This window comes from Amphibacillus marinus (assembly GCF_900110345.1).
GTDB lineage: Bacteria > Bacillota > Bacilli > Bacillales > Amphibacillaceae > Amphibacillus_D > Amphibacillus_D marinus.
Genome location: NZ_FODJ01000010.1, coordinates 42,032 through 59,592, shown reverse-complemented (window position 1 = coordinate 59,592; position 17,561 = coordinate 42,032). Strand labels below are relative to the sequence as shown.

Below are 17,561 nucleotides of genomic sequence, written 5' to 3'. Positions count from 1 at the left end.
TTTAGAGAAGTTAATAAGACCAGTCATCCTTTACGACTAAGTAAAGGTTAAAAAGGATCTTCTCAATTTCACTTGGATGATTAGGATATTCACTCATGTTTAATTTAGGCAAGATAACGGCACCAACTTGCCTTGTTAGTACGTTAAGTTCATAATGCGGCAGCTTCTGATAGCGTTGGCAATAGGTTTTAACTAACTCAAAGTCCTTCTCTGTTATTTGGTTTAACTGCACGCCTGCAAACAGGCTATTATCAACAACAATTCCACTCTTCCTCATTTGTTTCTCTACTGGATCTATTTTCTTCTTCTTCACACGCTCATCATGAACAACAATCGTCCCAGCGGCGAGATCCCCAAGCCGTTGATGCTTTGCTTGAAAAAAAATCAGCATAAGACCAAGCAAGTAACTTGTCGGTAGGCTATCAATAATGCGTAATAAATTTCTAATTATACTTGATAATAACGTAATTCGGTGTCCATTATCCTGAATGACTCTAAGTCCGATTATTCTTTTGCCAATTGTTTTGCCATTCCAGAAGAACTCTTGCACTACAAAATAACTCCATTCCAGCACAAACACAAAAATGACAATTATCGCGAGAAACCATAGCAACTGCTGGTCAGTTGGAATAAAGAAGAATGATGATTCAAAAACAAAAAACATACTAATAAAAATAATAATGTAGACAGTGGCAATGATGAGCTGATCAATGATAAAAGCGGCTCCCCGACTCCCTATCCCTGCAATTGCATATTTTAATGACACATACTCAGGTGTTTTTATTTCAGACTGTTCTAACATGAGCATAAACCCCCTATCTATAATTACAAAAAAAAGGTATAATAGCCTTAACCATAACTTTACATTTAAAAGGTGATCACTTATGCAATTAAAACAATTTATCCAATTAAATCGTCAGTATTGGCAAGAACTTGATCAAATGATCATTGATTTTGAGAAAAAACGCAGTAAGCCAGTTCAAGAAAAGATTGAAAAATTCGATCAGCTCTATCAACGTATTACCCAGCAGCTATCATATAGCCAGACTTTTTTTCCTGATCAAGATGTAACCATTCACTTAAATCAGTTAGTTGGTCGCGCACACCACGTCTTATACAAAACGGAATACTCTTCATGGAAGCAATTATGGATCTTCTTTTCCGAGAAATTTGTTGGGCTTTTATTAGAGCAATGGCGCGCGATTGTGATTGCATTAGTGCTCTTTACTGTTGGCGGGCTTGCTAGCTTCTTCGCTGTCGCCCAAAACCCCATTAATATGGCGTTTATCCTCCCAGCAGAGTTCAGTAATGTGCTCAGCCCTGAAGAATTAGAAGCTAACATTCATGCTGACAGCATTGATGGTGCCTTTATGTCGGCTCAGATTATGACCAATAACATTCAAGTTGCTATCCTCGCCTTTGCAGGAGGAATAACATTTGGAATATTAACAGTTTACATAATGGTTTACAACGGCATTATCATTGGCGCGTTAGCCGGACTCTTCTGGCACGCAAATAGCTCCTATATTTTTTGGGCTTACATTGTACCGCATGGTATTATCGAATTAATCGCCATCTTTATTGCTGGTGGGGCTGGCTTACTAATGGGCTACAAGCTATTCGTTCCTGGTCAATACAAACGGAGTACGCAGCTAAAGCACCATGCTAAACGCTCTGTATTACTGTTGCTTGGTACACTGCCTATTTTTGTACTAGCAGGGATCATTGAAGGCTACATAACCCCCGCAGCTCTATCAATTCCAACTAAATATGCAGTTGCTTTACTAACATTAATTGGCTTCATTGCTTATATGCTTTGGGGGCATTGGCTCCGTCTAAAGCGTGCCTCGATTTAATTGATCAATATAGTATGCAACTGCCGATACAGCAAGTTGCTCTTCCTTAGCCTCGATAATGTCGAGGCCTTGCTTTTGCCAACGAATCATTGCTTGCCTCTTTTGTAAAAGCTGTTGCTGCGCAACAGCTTTTCGCATGCCATGATGAGCATTCTCAGTTGCGAGCTGGACATTCTTTTGCAACCACTGGTTCTCTACACCCGTAATTAAAAAAAGATGACGCTTCTTTAGCTGACGCATAAAAAACAAAGCCTGTCCATCTAAAAAGAATTGCTGAATGTCACTAAACAAAATGACCATACTTCTTTTTCGATGATGTGCTTGAATATACTGAAAGGCGTAGCCATAATTTGATTCATTGGATTCAACAGATAGGTTATAAATCGCTTTTAAGATGACTTGTAAGTGGACCAAGCCTTTACCAGCAGGCACAAACGTTGTAACAGATTTACCAAATGCTAGCACTGATACATAATCACCATTATTAAGTGCTGCTGTTACTACAGTTAGAGCTGCCTCTATATGTGTCTCAAGACGATTACCTCGCTCCAGCTCCACCCCCATCATGCGACCGCAGTCAATCATAATGACGACATGTTTGCCATGCTCTGGTTCGTACTCATTGACCATCATTTCTTGAAGCTTTGCTGATTGATGCCAATTTATTTTGCGGGGATCATCGCCAACTGCATATTGCCGCACTTTTGAAAACTCGCCGAACCCCGTTTTCTGCTTTCTAACCTTTTCTCCTTCATGAAGTAAATACTTCTGTGCACTAGCTAAATATTGACGTGATGCCTCCATGTTCGGAATTATTTTCATGTTACTTTTAAGCTGATAGGTACGTTGTTTTTCCCATAGCCCCAACTTACTACGATACCTTAGATATACATGACTTAAGCTAACCAACCCTCGCTCAGAAGCAACAAAAGGCTGAAGCCATTGGACGTGATCGTTAGCTGGTAGAAGCACCCGTTCGCCTCTTGTGCTGGTAATTGATTCAGGTAAATCATCAGTCCAACGTAAATATGCGACTTGATTGCTTGCATTTGTAATCTTTACCGTAAGCATGCTTTCTTGCCTCCGCTCGACCTCAAGAGGCGCAGTGCGCTCAACAGTCACTAATGAGCGGTGAGGAGAAAAGAATAGATCTACTAAGCTGACGATGACAAGCATCACAGCTGTTGAAAGAAACGCCCAAAAAGAAAAACGAAACAAGCTGACCACGGTCATTACGACCGTTGCTATTAATAGAATAGATAACAACTGTTTTGTTGGAATAATGCCCCTATCTTGGAACAGGCACTGCGCCCACAAGCGTCGCAATAATTTCATCTAAATTCGTCCCTTCCAACTCAGCATATGGTGAAAGCTGTATCCGATGTCTTAAGCAGGGTCTAACAACAGTTTTAACATCATCAGGGGTAACATAATCACGCCCTGCCAGAAATGCCCATGCCTGAGCGGTTTTGGCTATCGCAATTGCCGCTCTTGTGCTCGCTCCATATTGAATACCATCATGCTCGCGGGTTCTTCTTACAATTTCAACAATATATTTCATAATTTCGGCTTGAATGGTAACCTGTTTAACCTCTGCTTTTAATTCCGCTAGCTCAATCTCGGTTAATAGGCTAGTCGGTTGCTCTTGCTTGATCGAATCAACAATAACGTGCTGTAGTACACTAGTCTCATCTTCTAAGCTTGGAAAGTCGACTAGTAATTTAAAGATAAATCGGTCCTGCTGCGCTTCAGGGAGTGGATAAGTCCCCTCATACTCAATTGGATTTTGTGTTGCCGCTACAAAGAACAACTCTGATAAACGATAGGTTTCACCCTGAATGGTCACCTGGCGCTCTTCCATTGCCTCAAGTAAAGCAGCCTGTGTCTTAGCAGGGGTACGATTTATTTCATCTGCTAACAAAACATCGGTAAAGATTGGGCCTTTCAATGTTTGAAAATTGCCTTCCTTCATATTGTATATTTTACTTCCGGTTATATCACTTGGTAATAAATCTGGGGTGAATTGAATGCGATTAAATTCACCACCAACTAACAGCGCTAATGTTTTAATCATTTGTGTTTTACCAGTGCCTGGTACTCCTTCAATCAATACGTGTCCATCTGCAAGAAGTGCTGTAAGTAAGAATTTCAAATTCTGCTCTTGCCCAATTATTCTTGTTTGATATTGCTCCAATAGTTTTACTAATCGTTCATTCATGTCTGCTCAACCTCTCCTCGAATCTGATCAATACGCTTGGTCCATTCAACAAATTCTTGCTTGGTAGCATGTTCCTTATTAAGCTGGGCCTGCAATTGGTTATTAAAATCACTAATTGACTTATTCGTCTTCTCTGGTAATAGTCTTTCTAGAACCTGCTGATAAGTTGACCAGCTAGCTGTAACTGGTGTACCAGTCCGCTCAAAAATAAGTTGTTTTAAATAATGAACTTGAATGATTAACGCTTGCTGATAGTTCTTTCCTTTTATTTGCCAATTAGCAATCGCACGAATGCGTTCATCACCAAATCTTACTACTTGATCCCTGCGATCGCGAGCCACACCAAAGCGTTTACCACTCATCCATAACCATAACGTGCTTAAGATAAGCAGGCCGATCGCTACTGCCAGGAAAGGTGCGGGATAAATTTGATCAAACCTTGGTTGATAGTAATTTCCATATTGAAAAGTGTCAAACCACACCTGATGATGCTGATGGAAATTTATGATTCCCATTAAAATATCAAGATGATCATCAATTAAAATAGCTTGATTGGTCAGCCACACTGGCTCAACAACGACAACAAGCTTACCACCATTTTGATACTGACGTTCAATTGCCAATATCCCTTGCTCATCAGTTAAGATCACTTGATCTTCTTCAGTTGCTTCAATCCTTTCCCAACCATATACCTCTGCCTCAAACTGCCCCATAGCTCCCTCTACTACCGTCTCATCACTGAATTGATCGATAGGATGCGTCTCAACCTCAAAAAAAGCAGTGGGTTCAGTTCCAAAAAAGTATATCGTCCCTCCTGAGTCAAGATATTGTGTATAAGCATTCTTTACCTGCTCATCAACTTGAAAACTTGGCTCAATCATAATAATGGCATCATTAGTTAACGACTCATTTTCAAGATAAGCAATATCTCTAGCCAAACGTTCGACTTGAAAGCCTGACTCTTGTAAAGCTTCGACGAAGGCCTTCACCCCAGTTGGAGAAGGTGAGGAAACATCAAAAGCCGGATAATTTTCTAGCGGTTCTTCAGTCAATAATACACTTCCAATAAGTAACACAAGAAAAAGCACCAAGAATAAAATGATTGATCTTTTATTTGCTAGCCAATTCTTCATTAATTATCTTCCTCCTGTTCCAGCTGTTCAACCTGCTTCAAAAATTGATCGAAGGGAGCTGAATGAACAGGCTTATTGCCATATGTAACGGATTCAAAATACACAGCCACTTGATAGAATTGTGTCGCAATCGTTTTGTGATGTCCACTCAATTCATTAAAGTAATCCCAATTTGTTTTCCAACTTTGCACATTTAATAAGTCGTTCTTGTCTAATACGAATAATGCCAAAATAAAGCGAATCCGAACAGCTTTTTGCAAATCCTGCTCGTGGATCGCTTGATCAAATTGTTTCCAGTAGTCTTCCTCTGAAGCAGGATCTAGCTTATTTAAGGCTAAACCATGTTTGCGTTTCAATTGATAGCGCCTTAGCATATTAGTTGATAGTAAACCAATTAAAACGATCAAAAAGATACCTACGATAATAAGTAATAAGACAATAATCGCATCGCCAACAGATTGACTCGGACTAAGCCCACCAAACCAGCGCTCCAGCAATTTCCCACCCCACTCAAATAGCCAATCACGAATACGTTGAAAGATATTACGTTGATCCTGATAGTAGGCCTGATATGTATCTTGGGCAAGAATGCGTTCTAATGTCTGTCGTAATTGTTCGTGCTCATTCATCCTATTTCCACCTATCTATTTAAGCCTCTGACGGATTGTGATAATCGTCAATCATCCCTTTTATATCATTTGCAGAATGTCTTACTTCTAAATCAAAGTAGATCACAGCATAACCTACTGCTAAAATCATTCGAGCAAAAATACTAACAAGATTTAAAATTAGCGTATAAAGAACACTTTGACCGGTAAATATAGCGATAAACCCAAATGAATTCTCAATAAACCCTGTTATTATAAATAAAGTGAGGAATAGCCAAAAAGTCATCCACGCCCTCCCGCTAGTTATTCGAAAGCTTTCAGTTATCCCTGGCGCTACTCGTTTAAACAGTGAAACAGCTAAATACATACTCCACCTCACCAGCAGTAAGCCTAGCATGAATATTAACCCTATTAATAGAATGAAAAATAATCCAAGACCTACAAACGGGTTTGCTTCAATAACAAATATTGAAATAAATGTTATAATAAAAATCGACAACGTAATGAGAACAATTGCAATAAGGCTATAGACAAAGGAACTACCAACTAATGCACCATAGCGGCTAAACGCCTGCTTAATTATCTCCTTTACTTGAATATTTTCATTATCCTTTACTTTCTTAACAAGTAAAATAATTGATGCAAATGATACAGGTACAATTAAAATTTCAAATAAAATGATAAAGCTACTACTTATAATCTCGCCTGGTGAAATAATTTGCTCAAACTCTAGCGTATCGATAGCAATAAAGATTTGATCAATAAAACTATCAGCTAGCGGTACGTCAGTAATAAAGCCTCTCCCTGAACTTAGTTGAGCTAGCGCTTGAATAACAATAATAGGTAGCGTAAATAGGAACAATAAAGAGAATAGTTCTTTAAAATGCTTTCTAATAACTTGAAAGGTTAAGTCTAAAATTTCTCCAAACCGTTTTGGACGCGAAAAAATTCTTTCCATAAAATTTCTCCTTTATAAATAATTATCTGCTCTTTATTTTAACATTAAATGGTTAACTATGCAGTTAATTTTATTTTTCTGAAAAATACAAATAGTTTACTAGATCTTTGAAACCTTTTTTATTTATTAAACGTCTAATAGGAGTAGAGCTATTACATGTTTAAATCTCCCCTTTAAACATTAGTAAACAAGCTTATTTTCTCCTCATACAACGTAATAGCTTCTTTAAATGAGGAGAACACCCTTTTTTTATAGCATCAATTAATGCAATAAATACGCTTAAATTAATTTTAAATGCTTACAAGTCAACAATAATAGGCTTGTACTACGATAAAGATCGGGTACTGATAAACGGTGATTAGAAGCAGTGCAAATAAATTAGTTAAACTGCCACGGTATTAATCGTTTTTAACTTTATCTTAACAGAAAAATACAGCCCTCTCATTCCAATAATGCATGCCTTGATACGTATTTTAAGCGTAATTACTCGGACATTTCTTTAAAATTAGACAATTATTATACATAAAAGGTGATGAAGCCATGACACATAATTTAAAATTACTGACCATGCTCCTCTTTATCTTTCTCTTAATTGGCTGCCGTAAAGACACAATTCGGGAGCCTGACTTGACCGGCTACGTGATTGAAGCTACAGAATCATGTATTCTTGTTGCAAGCAGTAAGGCAAAGGATCTAAGTGAGGACGGTGGGGTATCTGAATTCTATGAAATGATCTGGTTTAATAATCCACCTTCTGAAATTAATTCGGGTGATAAGATTGATGTTTGGTACGATCAGGTTAATCAATCTTATCCTGCCGTTTCAAAACTTGAGGAGTTTAACATTCATCAAGAGCATCGTCCAGAGGGGGCATCGTTATCACAAGCTGAGGCTCTAACGACCGTCCTGTCCGAGCTTGATTTCCACCCAAATGAACGTTATGCTATCCGCTCGATTCTATTTGACAAGAATAAATTGATTTGGAATGTTAATTTATTTGAAGTATGGAGTGAAAAAATCATATCTATCGAATTACCTGACCCTTTAAATCTCTAATTCTGATTAATAAAAACAACAGTCAAGTTCTATACTTAATTACTGGCATGATGTTGTAGTGTAATACTTGTTCATCCTTTTAATCTGCAAAATTAGAGTTGACTGGTAATAAGTACCTAACGAATATGAAAAAGAAATGAATAAAAAAGATATTTGAATTAATAATGAACAGAAAAATTATTAAATTTACTCAAATATAATAATTTCACAAATTGTTCACTATTTTTTACACTTAAATTTGATATAGTAGTTTCTATGGCTGTGGTTTGTTCATCATGGAGGTTATTATGAAAAAAAATCGTTGGCTTATAGCACTGTCAGCTATTGCCATCCACCTATCAATTGGTTCTGTTTATGCTTACAGCGTTCTTAAACTACCAATGTTTGAAAAGTTAGGGTGGAGCGACAAAACAGTTACAGTTGCCTTTACTATTGCAATTGCTTTACTAGGTACATCGGCTGCTTCGTTCGGTAAGTACATTGAGAAATGGGGACCACGGAAATCTGCCACAATTGCTGCCATATTATTTGGCCTAGGACAATTGATTACAGGCTTTAGTGTGTACACACAATCCATTTCCTTATTTTATCTTGGGTACGGTGTAATTGGTGGAATGGGGTTAGGTTTGGGCTATATTTCCCCTGTCTCTACACTGGTTAAATGGTTCCCAGATCGACGTGGACTAGCAACAGGGATGGCTGTTATGGGGTTTGGCGCCGGGTCTTTAATTGCTGCCCCTTTTATTACGTATTTAATCAATATAGTTGGACTATCCAATACATTCTTTGTTTTGGCAGCTATCTATTTCTCGCTGATGCTTATCGGTGCAAGCTATATTAGCAAGCCTCCAGAAGATTGGATGTCATCATTTAAAAATGCGCAGGAAGGCAAAAAATCAAAGCCGTGTCAAATTAGCTTGAGACAAATTAATGCAAAGCAAGCGTTAAGAACCAGGGAGTTTCAATTACTCTGGGTTATGATGTTTATCAATATTTCGACCGGCATTATGCTTATCTCAACGGCTGCCCCCTTTGCTCAATATAAAGCGGGAATGACTGCAACTGAAGCCGCAGCTATGGTAGGTATAATGGGCTTATTTAATGGTGGAGGTCGGATTGTTTGGTCTGCTTTCTCCGATACATTGGGACGTAGTAACGTATTCATGATGTTTTTCGGTGCTCAATTTATTCTTATTCTTGCACTGCCAAATGTGACGAATGCGTTGTTGCTACAAGTAATGATATTTATTATTATTTCAATGTATGGTGGAAGTTTTGCACTGCTCCCTGCCTTTATAAGCGATTTGTTTGGAACTATTCAGCTCGGTGCTATTCATGGCTTACTACTTACTGCTTGGTCCTGTGCAGGCGTTTTTGGACCATTGCTTGTCGCCTTTGTTTATGACACAACTGGAAGTTATAGTATTGCCTTTTACATTTTTGCTACTCTAATTGCCATTGCTTTTATTATTTCCGTTTTAATGAAGGTTGTAATTCGGGAAGCAACAAATAAAAAACAACAGCACGCCAGTTAATTACATTAACTGAACAAACCATCCCTTTTACCATCTCATTCATTTAGAGATGGTTTTTGATTACGCCTAACACTAAAAACTAATGAAAATTTACTGATTCATTCATACTTCTTATATTTTACTACATTTAAGCAGCCTCTTATTCAAGGTTTTTAAAGACTTGAATAAGAGGCTGTTATTATGAAGCATATTACCAAAGCATTGTTAACTTAACTCAAACATCCCTGCTGATAATTGATAATACTTACCACGTTGCTCAATTAACTGGTCATGGTCACCACGTTCAATAATCTCACCATGTTCTAATACCATAATTGCATTTGCAGATCGTACTGTAGACAAACGATGGGCAATAATAAACGATGTCTTACCTTCCATCAACCGATCCATTCCTTTTTGGATTAATGCTTCAGTTCTTGTATCAATGGAAGAGGTTGCTTCATCTAAAATAAGAATAGGCGTTTCTGCAATTGCAGCCCGTGCAATTGCTAATAGCTGACGTTGACCTTGAGATAGGTTGCCTCCATCCGATTTTAACACTGTATCGTAGCCATGATCTAAGTGTCGGATAAACGTATCTGCATTTGCAAGCTTAGCAGCAGCAACCACTTCTTCATCCGTTGCGTTTAAGCGTCCATAACGGATATTCTCTTTAACAGTACCCGTGAACAAGTGGGTATCTTGTAAAACCATTGATAGAGCTTGTCGTAGGTCTGACTTTTTAATTTTATTAATTTCAATGCCATCTATACTAATATTTCCTGAAGGCACATCATAAAAGCGATTAATTAAGTTGGTTATCGTTGTTTTTCCAGCACCTGTTGAACCAACAAACGCAATTTTCTGACCAGGCTTAGCATACAGCGAGACATTATTTAAAACCGTTTTATCCTTTTCATAACCAAATGTCACGTCTTCAAAAACAACATTGCCACGCACAATTGTTAATACTGCAGAGCCATTATCCTGTACCTCTTTCCAAGCAAAGTGTCCGGTACGTTCGTTACTTTCATTAACTGTACCATCCCCATTCATTACGACAGGTACCATGGTAATATAACCTTCATCTAGTTCTGGTTTTTCGTCAATTACTTTAAAGACACGTTCAGCACCAGCTAAGGCGGTTAGAACTGCATTTAATTGCTGAGAGATTTGCGTAATCGGCATTGAAAACGTACGGGTATACTGTAAGAATGCAATGACTGTCCCTAATGATAAAGCCCCCATAATTGTCAGGACGCCCCCAACCATGGCAGTAATTGCATAAAGCACATATGACAAATTAATCATTATTGGCATCAAAATGTTTGCAAATGTATTTGCCCAAGTTGCACTGACACGAAGCTGTTCATTTAGTTCCTCAAAATCTTGAAGAACACGTTTTTGACGCGAGAACACTTTTACAACCTTCTGCCCCTCAATCATCTCTTCTATATACCCATTGACTTGACCTAACTCTTGTTGCTGTTTAATAAAGTAGTTAGCACTCTTACCACCAACCTTTTTGACAACAAGAAGCATAACCACTAACATAACAAGCACGAGAATTGTCAATTGCCAACTAAAAACGAGCATCATAATGAAGACACTGATAACAGTAATGAACGAGGTGATAAAACTTGTCACACTATTCGATAATACTTGACGCATCGTGTCAATATCATTGGTATACAAGCTCATTAAATCACCATGTGTATGTGTATCATAGTATTTAATCGGTAATGCTTCCATCTTCTGAAACAAATCAATTCTAATTTTGTATAGTGTACGTGTTGAGACACCAACCATTAACCGATTAAATACATAGGTAGAAATCGCTCCGATTAGATAAATCCAGCCAATTAGAAAGATAACAGAAACGAATCCCCCCATGAGCTCACTGTTAGGCTGATTAATTAGCGGTTCTAAATAGTCATCGATAATGACCTGTAAGAAAGAAATCCCAATGACATTGGCGAGTGAACTTACAATAATTGAAACAAATACAACGAATAAAATCCATTTATCATCTCGCATGTATTGTGCGATTCGTAGCACTGTAGCCCAGAGGTTACTTGGTTTTCTAGGTGCCCGTGGACCTCCGATCGGTCCACGAGCTGGCTTGGTAGCATTAGCTGCTTTACTCATTATCATTCACCCCCTTGCTCTGCGATTCATAAATTTCACGATATATTTCATTTGTTTTAATAAGCTCCTCATGTGAACCAAACCCATTAACTTCGCCATCGTCAATAACAATAATCTTATCTGCGTCTGCCACAGATGTAATCCGTTGCGCAATTATTAACGTCGTTACATCGTTCAACTTCTCTGCAAACACTTGTCTTATCGCTGCATCTGTCGCTGTATCAACGGCACTAGTCGAATCATCTAAGATGACTACCTTAGGTTTTTTGAGCAGGGCTCTAGCTATCGTCAAGCGCTGCTTCTGCCCACCAGAAACGTTCACGCCCCCCTGGCCAAGCTCAGTTTCATAACCATTTGGAAAGGCCATGATAAAGTCATGAGCTTGAGCAGCCTGGGCCGCCTCAATAACTTCTTCATCAGTGGCTTGCTCATTACCCCATTTTAAGTTCTCTTTAATTGTGCCTGTGAACAAAACATTTTTTTGTAAAACCATTGCAACCTGATCACGCAATGTTTTGAGCTTGTAATCTCGAACATGATGACCACCAACAATCACTTCTCCGTTTAAGGCATCATAAAGGCGCGGAATTAATTGCACCAGCGTTGTCTTAGATGATCCCGTCCCACCGATAATGCCAATTGTCTGGCCAGATTCAACCGTAAAATTAATGTTTTTCAAGACCAAATTATTAGGATCATCATTGTAACTAAAGTTAACATTCTTAAATGTGATGCTACCATCTTGTAAGGTAAGGTTAACATCACTATCCTTATCATTTAAGACAGGCTCTTCCTCAAGCGCTTCAATAATTCTAGAGAAGGATGCTCTGGAAATGATTAGCATAATGAAGACCATCGAAATTAACATTAATGAAATTAGAACTTGAAGAATGTACATAATAAAGCTTGATAATTCACCAATATTAAAGGTTCCAGCGATCACCATGTTTCCACCAAACCAAATTATTGCAATAATACTCGTATAAATTGTAAACTGCATAATTGGCATATTTAAAATGACGAGTTTTTCTGCTCGGAGCTGCGCATCACGAACTTTCTCAGCATCAGCGATAAATTTCTTCTCTTCGTGTTGTTCACGAACAAAAGCTTTAACAACGCGGATATTAACAATAAAATCTTGTACCTTTTCGTTTAAGCCATCATACTTCTCAAGCATATCTAAAAATCGAGGATGCGCACTCTTTCCGATTAAGTACAATGAAATGGACAGAACAGGAATAGCCGCTAAGAAGATCAATGACAGCTGCGGGTTAATTGAAACAGCCATTATCGTTGCGCCAATTAACATGATTGGTGCTCTTACAGCCATTCGCACTACCATCATAAACGAGTTTTGGGTATTAGTTATATCCGTTGTCAATCTTGTTACCAGTGTTGCTGTTGAGAATTTATCTACATTCGCAAAGGAATATGTTTGAATTTGTTTAAATAAGCCAGACCGAATATTTTTGGCAAAACCCATTCCAGCCTCGGCAGCATATTTCCCACTTAATCCACCAAAGACCAAGGCAAGCACAGCCATTAAAATCATTAACAACCCAACTCGAATTGTATAGCCCATGCCTCCATCACCTAAAATACCATAATCAACAATACGTGCCATTAAAAATGGAATCATAAGTTCAAGCGCTACCTCTCCTGTGACCATAATTGGTGTAAGAATTGTTTGTCGCTTGTATTCGCCTAGAAAAGCCAATAGTTTTCTTATCATCTGTTAACCCCCAAACCTGTAAAATTAAATAAGCTAGCCTTTTATTCGTTTTTTAAGTTTTCTAATATGACGTGCATTTTATCAAGCATGTCAGCCTTATCTTCTTTTTTAAACCCTTTAAATATTTTTTCATCTAAAAATTCTTTATGGTTTTTAAACCGTTTTAATACACTAATCCCATTTTTAGTTAAATGAATGTATTTTTGACGCGCATCTACTTCACTCTTAACTCGGACAACAAATCCCTTCTCTTCTAACCGATTTAGCAGACCTGTTACGGTTGGATTAGTTAAGCGAAAATGTGTCTCAATATCCTTTTGATTAACCTCATTCCCACGCCACTTAGCTCCAGCAAGAAACAGCAAAATATCACCTTGCGATGCCGTTAAGTTTTCTTTCTCAAAATAGCTGTTTTTTTCTCGCTCAAGAGCAAAATAGACCAAGCGCAATTGAAAGAAGAAATCCTTCGTCACTTAGGCAACCTCCTTTGTACACATTTACATAGCATGCTATCTATTATTGCGTTATTTACTCTGTTTGTCAACTGATTTACTTCGATTATAGAAATTTCCTATGTTAACTATTGTTGGCTGATATCATTATGAAAAAGACTAGTAAATATACCAAAGCTAATAAGAACTCTAAATCATGCTAATTCAAATCCTCTGAGCCCAACTCAGATCGACAATTATAAAATTAACTTCAGCAAAAAAATGCTCAACCCTAACTCTAGGATTGAGCATTAATATATTTGTAAAATTATTCTTTTGCCAAGACAAGCGGATAACCTATTCGTAATATATGACTATTTGTACCATGACCTAGTTGGTTGGTCTTAACAATTGGCAGCTTGTATTTGTCAGCATAAAATGCTATTAAGGCAAGCAGAGTAGCCTTTCCATTACTTTCTTGCTCCAGCTCGGTAAAGGAACCAAGTAATAGACCATTAATGCTCGCAAAGTACCCTAGCTGATCTAGTTGAGCCAGATACGATGCAATTCGACTTGGCTTGCCACTTAACGCTTCTAAAAATAGTACTTTATTTAAAGGATCTGGTATCAAAGGCGTTCCAGCTAACTTTAAGAAGCAGCGAATACTACCACCAACGACTATCCCTTCCATATAATTACCTTTAATCCATTCTAGCTTAAACTGAGGGTTACAATTATCTGCGAATAAAAGTTGATAGAGCTGCTCTTTTCCTGAATTATGCTCAAGATGCATCAACTGGTAATGAAAGACTTTACCATTAGCTTGCGTATAGATACTATTTAGCAGGACTGTTAGATCACTGTAACCAAAAAAAAGCTTGGGATTCTGTTGAATCAGATCAAAGTCAATAAAAGGAAGGATTTGATTTGCACTATCACCTCCTGAAAGGTCAAAAATCGCTTTCACATCCCTAGATTTATATAACACCATTAGCTCTTGTGCCCGTTGTCTTGGCGATGTTAACCAATTCAATTGCCCTTGCTGAAATAATGTAGTAGCTCTGATCACTTGCAAGCCCCACTCAACAAATTGTTGCTCTATTCTATTGATCTGCTCCAGCTGGTTAGCTGTTCTTCCATCCGAACATGCGATAAATCCTACTTTATCGCCCTTTTTAAGCATAAAATCATCCCTTCATTTTCCCTTAATGATTTGTGCTAACTTGTCTAATAGATCTAGTTCCATAATTGCCTGACCTGCAATAGGAAACTTGCCGGCAACGGCTTTTCCGTTACTAATATGTTCTTGTGCTTGCTCTACATTACCTTGGTTGACCTGATAATAAGCATTTATCCGCTGGCCATTAACATCCTTGTCCTTAGCAAGCGATTTCTCGACAAGCGGATAATAGGTTTCAATCAGTTGGTGATCATTAGTCATACAGCCAATCATAACTAGCTCACCATAAACAGCAGGCAAGATAACAGTTGACATATCAGACAATCTTGAAATAATGAGCTTGCTCAACAGCCCTAATTGATCTATTTCCCCAGCATCAAGTAATGAAAAGCACTTATAGATAAGAATAGCTGGCTCATCATCAATATATGGGTCGATATCGGCCATCCTTAATTCTCGTGGCCGAGTGCCACTGCCAAGTTGAACTGACAGCTTAAAAGCAGTAAGCATTGCAGATACGCTAGCGTCCTTCTTTAAGATTCCCCAGATAATTTTGCCATCAGTTAATTGGTTACCACTAGTTTTAAATGGAATGAGATTGATTACTCCAAGTAAAATGCTGCAGATTGAGAATACAATTAAGAAAAACGATTCATATCTACTAGTCTCCACAAAAACATTAATTCCTAAAGTAAGCATCCCCGTCATAAAATTAGCCAGTACGCCACCACTAAAATAGAGAAGATGCTTCCGATCTGATGGATTCGTTTCGCGAGGTGGCAACATCGCACATAAACCACCATACCCTTTATTGTTAATAATTTCAAACTTCATTCTTCCATTTTCATAACTGAAAGATAAAAAACCTATTCTATAGATAAGCAAACGATAATTCAAGCTCTTTCCCATAAGATAGTGACCGAATTCATGAAAATTAATAGCTAAAAAAAGTGAGATTAATAGAAATACATAGCCAACTATAATATCAATAAACTTAAAGTTAAATGATATATCATTCATTGCAGAATAAGCACCTATAGCAATGCCAATACTGCTACAGCATACAATGAAAATAACAATCATTATCGTTCTTTTATACTTTTTCATATACTTCCTCCAATTCTCATAACAATAGCGAGCTTATTCTTATTATAAGATACGGCAGCTTGATTACCAAGAGCAAAGGTTATTAGCTTGTCACCAACAAGGTGGTGAAGCTTTCTTAAAAATCAAAATTTGCCAGTAATTCAGCTGGCTGTAAGTCATGGTCAACAAGTCCCTTTTCCTTAACCCAGTCAATAACATTTGCGATGTCACTTTCAGTGGGAAGAGCGTGCTTTTCAAAAATTGGCGCATGAATTGAGCCCTTCATTTCCTCTGGATAACCAACAACGTCAAAAATAATTTCCTCGTAATCCTGAACGGGGTGGTTATTTAAATAATCAACTGCTTTATTATAGGCTGAAAAGAAGCTTTCCACTTCCTTTTGCTTTCCCTCAAGTACCTCCTGCGTAAATGCAGTAACTGATGTATAATAACCTAATTCATGAGCACTCCCCAATAGCTTATAGCCATCCTGAAGAGCAAGTGACGCAAATGGTTCAGGAAGCACGGCAACATCAACTTGATCATTCCTGAGCATTTCTAATCGTACTGGTAGTGCTGGAACAATGACCTTCTCAGGGGCATCAATTGATAAACCTGCATGCTCAACCATTTTATCTAAAGCATATTCAATTGATGTATTATCAGATATGGCAACTTTTCTACCGACAATATCATTTAGATCAGTAAGTGCTTCATCTTTACGTCCAATCAGTTGAAAGTCACCATTTGTTACACTGGTAATCTTTACATCAACGTCACTATTTTGATAGAGATTAATCGCGATCATGTCACATATCATCCCTTCTAATTCCCCACTGATGAAAGCTGCATCACGATCATTCGCACTCGTAAACAACTCCAAATTCAGAGCTAGTCCCTCTTCTTCAAAATACCCTTTCTCCTCTGCTATCACTATTGGTAAAACATCTATAGAAGAGATAGCCCCAAAGCTTAAAGGCATAAGATTGTCGGCATTAGCTTGCTTTGTACAGCCTGAAATCAGCAGAATGCTGATCGTTAAAAAGCATAGTAGCTTTTTCATTATTCATCCCCCCATTTTTTATATAAGTCATGTTTAAGCGAAAGCTGATCAAGGATTTTTCCAACAACAAAATCAATCACTGCTTCCAATGATGTAGGATGGTGGTAAAATCCTGGCATCGCTGGTAGGATCGTAACCCCCTGATTCGCTAGCTTAAGCATATTCTCTAAGTGAATTGCATTTAACGGTGTTTCTCTTGGCACGATGACTAGCGGACGCTTTTCCTTCAAACAAACGTCTGCTGCCCGACAAAGTAAATTCTTCGCTAAACCATGACTCACTTCGGCCAACGTACCCATTGAGCAAGGTAAAATAACCATGCCGTCATAATGATAAGAGCCACTTGCAACCCTTGCAAAGAGGTTATCATTTCTTTCTAACTGAAAATGCGCGTATTTTTCTTGAAGTTCCTTCAGCCAGCTTTTAACGGATTGCTGTATTTCGTAGGTAAACACTTTTTGGGCTGTATCTGTTAAAATAACGTGCGTTTCAATCTGCTGCTTAAGTAGTACTTCAATGAGCCGCTTTCCATAGATACTCCCGCTGGCACCAGTCAAACCAATCACAATTCTTTCCAT

16 protein-coding genes are annotated in these 17,561 nt (G+C 38.0%); 3 read left to right on the top strand and 13 right to left on the bottom strand.

Features of this window, described 5'->3' with window-relative positions; all coding sequences use genetic code 11:
- Positions 1-10: 10 nt before the first annotated feature.
- Positions 11-802: an RDD family protein gene (locus tag BM000_RS12800; RefSeq protein WP_091499144.1), complete on the bottom strand. Its 792-nt coding sequence runs from the start codon at positions 800-802 to the stop codon at positions 11-13.
- Between the two features lie 82 nt (positions 803-884).
- Between BM000_RS12800 and BM000_RS12795 the strand changes: the two genes are divergently transcribed.
- Entirely contained in the window at positions 885-1,856 is a 972-nt protein-coding gene (locus tag BM000_RS12795) for a stage II sporulation protein M (protein WP_091499143.1), read from the top strand.
- Here the strand turns inward: BM000_RS12795 and BM000_RS12790 are convergent.
- The 5 genes from BM000_RS12790 to BM000_RS12770 are packed head-to-tail and all read right to left on the bottom strand — an operon-like array spanning position 1,836 to position 6,773.
- On the bottom strand, positions 1,836-3,191 hold the full coding sequence (locus tag BM000_RS12790; RefSeq protein ID WP_091499137.1) for a DUF58 domain-containing protein: 1,356 nt from the start codon (positions 3,189-3,191) through the stop codon (positions 1,836-1,838). The two genes, BM000_RS12795 and BM000_RS12790, sit on opposite strands and share 21 nt — an antisense overlap.
- The gene (locus BM000_RS12785; protein WP_091499135.1) at positions 3,145-4,074 is read right to left on the bottom strand and encodes an AAA family ATPase; all 930 of its coding nucleotides are present in this window, start codon (positions 4,072-4,074) and stop codon (positions 3,145-3,147) included. The genes BM000_RS12790 and BM000_RS12785 overlap by 47 nt, the downstream gene beginning before the upstream one ends.
- Positions 4,071-5,207 carry a DUF4350 domain-containing protein gene (locus BM000_RS12780; RefSeq protein WP_091499134.1) on the bottom strand — a complete coding sequence of 379 codons (1,137 nt, stop codon included), beginning with the start codon at positions 5,205-5,207 and terminating at the stop codon, positions 4,071-4,073. Before BM000_RS12780 ends, BM000_RS12785 begins: the two co-directional genes overlap by 4 nt.
- A complete protein-coding gene (locus BM000_RS12775) occupies positions 5,207-5,836 on the bottom strand; it encodes a hypothetical protein (protein WP_091499132.1) in 630 nt (209 codons plus the stop codon). Before BM000_RS12775 ends, BM000_RS12780 begins: the two co-directional genes overlap by 1 nt.
- A gap of 19 nt (positions 5,837-5,855) precedes the next feature.
- Positions 5,856-6,773, bottom strand: coding sequence for a hypothetical protein (locus tag BM000_RS12770; protein WP_091499129.1), 918 nt, complete (start codon positions 6,771-6,773; stop codon positions 5,856-5,858).
- Positions 6,774-7,313: 540 nt separating this feature from the next.
- Between BM000_RS12770 and BM000_RS12765 the strand changes: the two genes are divergently transcribed.
- Together BM000_RS12765 and BM000_RS12760 are read left to right on the top strand one after the other, a co-directional pair.
- A complete protein-coding gene (locus BM000_RS12765) occupies positions 7,314-7,829 on the top strand; it encodes a DUF3221 domain-containing protein (protein WP_091499126.1) in 516 nt (171 codons plus the stop codon).
- Positions 7,830-8,116: 287 nt separating this feature from the next.
- Complete coding sequence (locus tag BM000_RS12760) at positions 8,117-9,364, top strand: L-lactate MFS transporter (protein WP_091499119.1); 1,248 nt, start codon at positions 8,117-8,119, stop codon at positions 9,362-9,364.
- Positions 9,365-9,568: 204 nt separating this feature from the next.
- Here the strand turns inward: BM000_RS12760 and BM000_RS12755 are convergent, their stop codons facing one another.
- The 7 genes from BM000_RS12755 to BM000_RS12725 form a co-directional block, all read right to left on the bottom strand.
- Complete coding sequence (locus BM000_RS12755; protein ID WP_091499117.1) at positions 9,569-11,491, bottom strand: ABC transporter ATP-binding protein; 1,923 nt, start codon at positions 11,489-11,491, stop codon at positions 9,569-9,571.
- On the bottom strand, positions 11,484-13,223 hold the full coding sequence (locus BM000_RS12750; protein WP_091499116.1) for an ABC transporter ATP-binding protein: 1,740 nt from the start codon (positions 13,221-13,223) through the stop codon (positions 11,484-11,486). Before BM000_RS12750 ends, BM000_RS12755 begins: the two co-directional genes overlap by 8 nt.
- Before the next feature lie 41 nt (positions 13,224-13,264).
- Positions 13,265-13,696: a MarR family winged helix-turn-helix transcriptional regulator gene (locus tag BM000_RS12745; RefSeq protein ID WP_091499114.1), complete on the bottom strand. Its 432-nt coding sequence runs from the start codon at positions 13,694-13,696 to the stop codon at positions 13,265-13,267.
- Between the two features lie 286 nt (positions 13,697-13,982).
- Complete coding sequence (locus BM000_RS12740; RefSeq protein WP_091499113.1) at positions 13,983-14,837, bottom strand: S66 peptidase family protein; 855 nt, start codon at positions 14,835-14,837, stop codon at positions 13,983-13,985.
- A 12-nt stretch (positions 14,838-14,849) separates the two neighbouring features.
- Positions 14,850-15,941: a M50 family metallopeptidase gene (locus BM000_RS12735; protein WP_091499110.1), complete on the bottom strand. Its 1,092-nt coding sequence runs from the start codon at positions 15,939-15,941 to the stop codon at positions 14,850-14,852.
- Between the two features lie 115 nt (positions 15,942-16,056).
- A complete protein-coding gene (locus tag BM000_RS12730; RefSeq protein ID WP_091499108.1) occupies positions 16,057-16,983 on the bottom strand; it encodes an ABC transporter substrate-binding protein in 927 nt (308 codons plus the stop codon).
- A complete protein-coding gene (locus tag BM000_RS12725; RefSeq protein ID WP_091499105.1) occupies positions 16,983-17,561 on the bottom strand; it encodes a UbiX family flavin prenyltransferase in 579 nt (192 codons plus the stop codon). The genes BM000_RS12730 and BM000_RS12725 overlap by 1 nt, the downstream gene beginning before the upstream one ends.

Excerpts from the sequence above, each read along its gene's own strand:
- BM000_RS12800 (WP_091499144.1), bottom strand. The coding sequence starts at position 802 with ATGTTAGAACAGTCTGAAATAAAAACACCTGAGTATGTGTCATTAAAA.
- BM000_RS12795 (WP_091499143.1), top strand. The coding sequence starts at position 885 with ATGCAATTAAAACAATTTATCCAATTAAATCGTCAGTATTGGCAAGAA.
- BM000_RS12790 (WP_091499137.1), bottom strand. The coding sequence starts at position 3,191 with ATGAAATTATTGCGACGCTTGTGGGCGCAGTGCCTGTTCCAAGATAGG.
- BM000_RS12785 (WP_091499135.1), bottom strand. The coding sequence starts at position 4,074 with ATGAATGAACGATTAGTAAAACTATTGGAGCAATATCAAACAAGAATA.
- BM000_RS12780 (WP_091499134.1), bottom strand. The coding sequence starts at position 5,207 with ATGAAGAATTGGCTAGCAAATAAAAGATCAATCATTTTATTCTTGGTG.
- BM000_RS12775 (WP_091499132.1), bottom strand. The coding sequence starts at position 5,836 with ATGAATGAGCACGAACAATTACGACAGACATTAGAACGCATTCTTGCC.
- BM000_RS12770 (WP_091499129.1), bottom strand. The coding sequence starts at position 6,773 with ATGGAAAGAATTTTTTCGCGTCCAAAACGGTTTGGAGAAATTTTAGAC.
- BM000_RS12765 (WP_091499126.1), top strand. The coding sequence starts at position 7,314 with ATGACACATAATTTAAAATTACTGACCATGCTCCTCTTTATCTTTCTC.
- BM000_RS12760 (WP_091499119.1), top strand. The coding sequence starts at position 8,117 with ATGAAAAAAAATCGTTGGCTTATAGCACTGTCAGCTATTGCCATCCAC.
- BM000_RS12755 (WP_091499117.1), bottom strand. The coding sequence starts at position 11,491 with ATGAGTAAAGCAGCTAATGCTACCAAGCCAGCTCGTGGACCGATCGGA.
- BM000_RS12750 (WP_091499116.1), bottom strand. The coding sequence starts at position 13,223 with ATGATAAGAAAACTATTGGCTTTTCTAGGCGAATACAAGCGACAAACA.
- BM000_RS12740 (WP_091499113.1), bottom strand. The coding sequence starts at position 14,837 with ATGCTTAAAAAGGGCGATAAAGTAGGATTTATCGCATGTTCGGATGGA.
- BM000_RS12735 (WP_091499110.1), bottom strand. The coding sequence starts at position 15,941 with ATGAAAAAGTATAAAAGAACGATAATGATTGTTATTTTCATTGTATGC.
- BM000_RS12730 (WP_091499108.1), bottom strand. The coding sequence starts at position 16,983 with ATGAAAAAGCTACTATGCTTTTTAACGATCAGCATTCTGCTGATTTCA.
- BM000_RS12725 (WP_091499105.1), bottom strand. The coding sequence starts at position 17,561 with ATGGAAAGAATTGTGATTGGTTTGACTGGTGCCAGCGGGAGTATCTAT.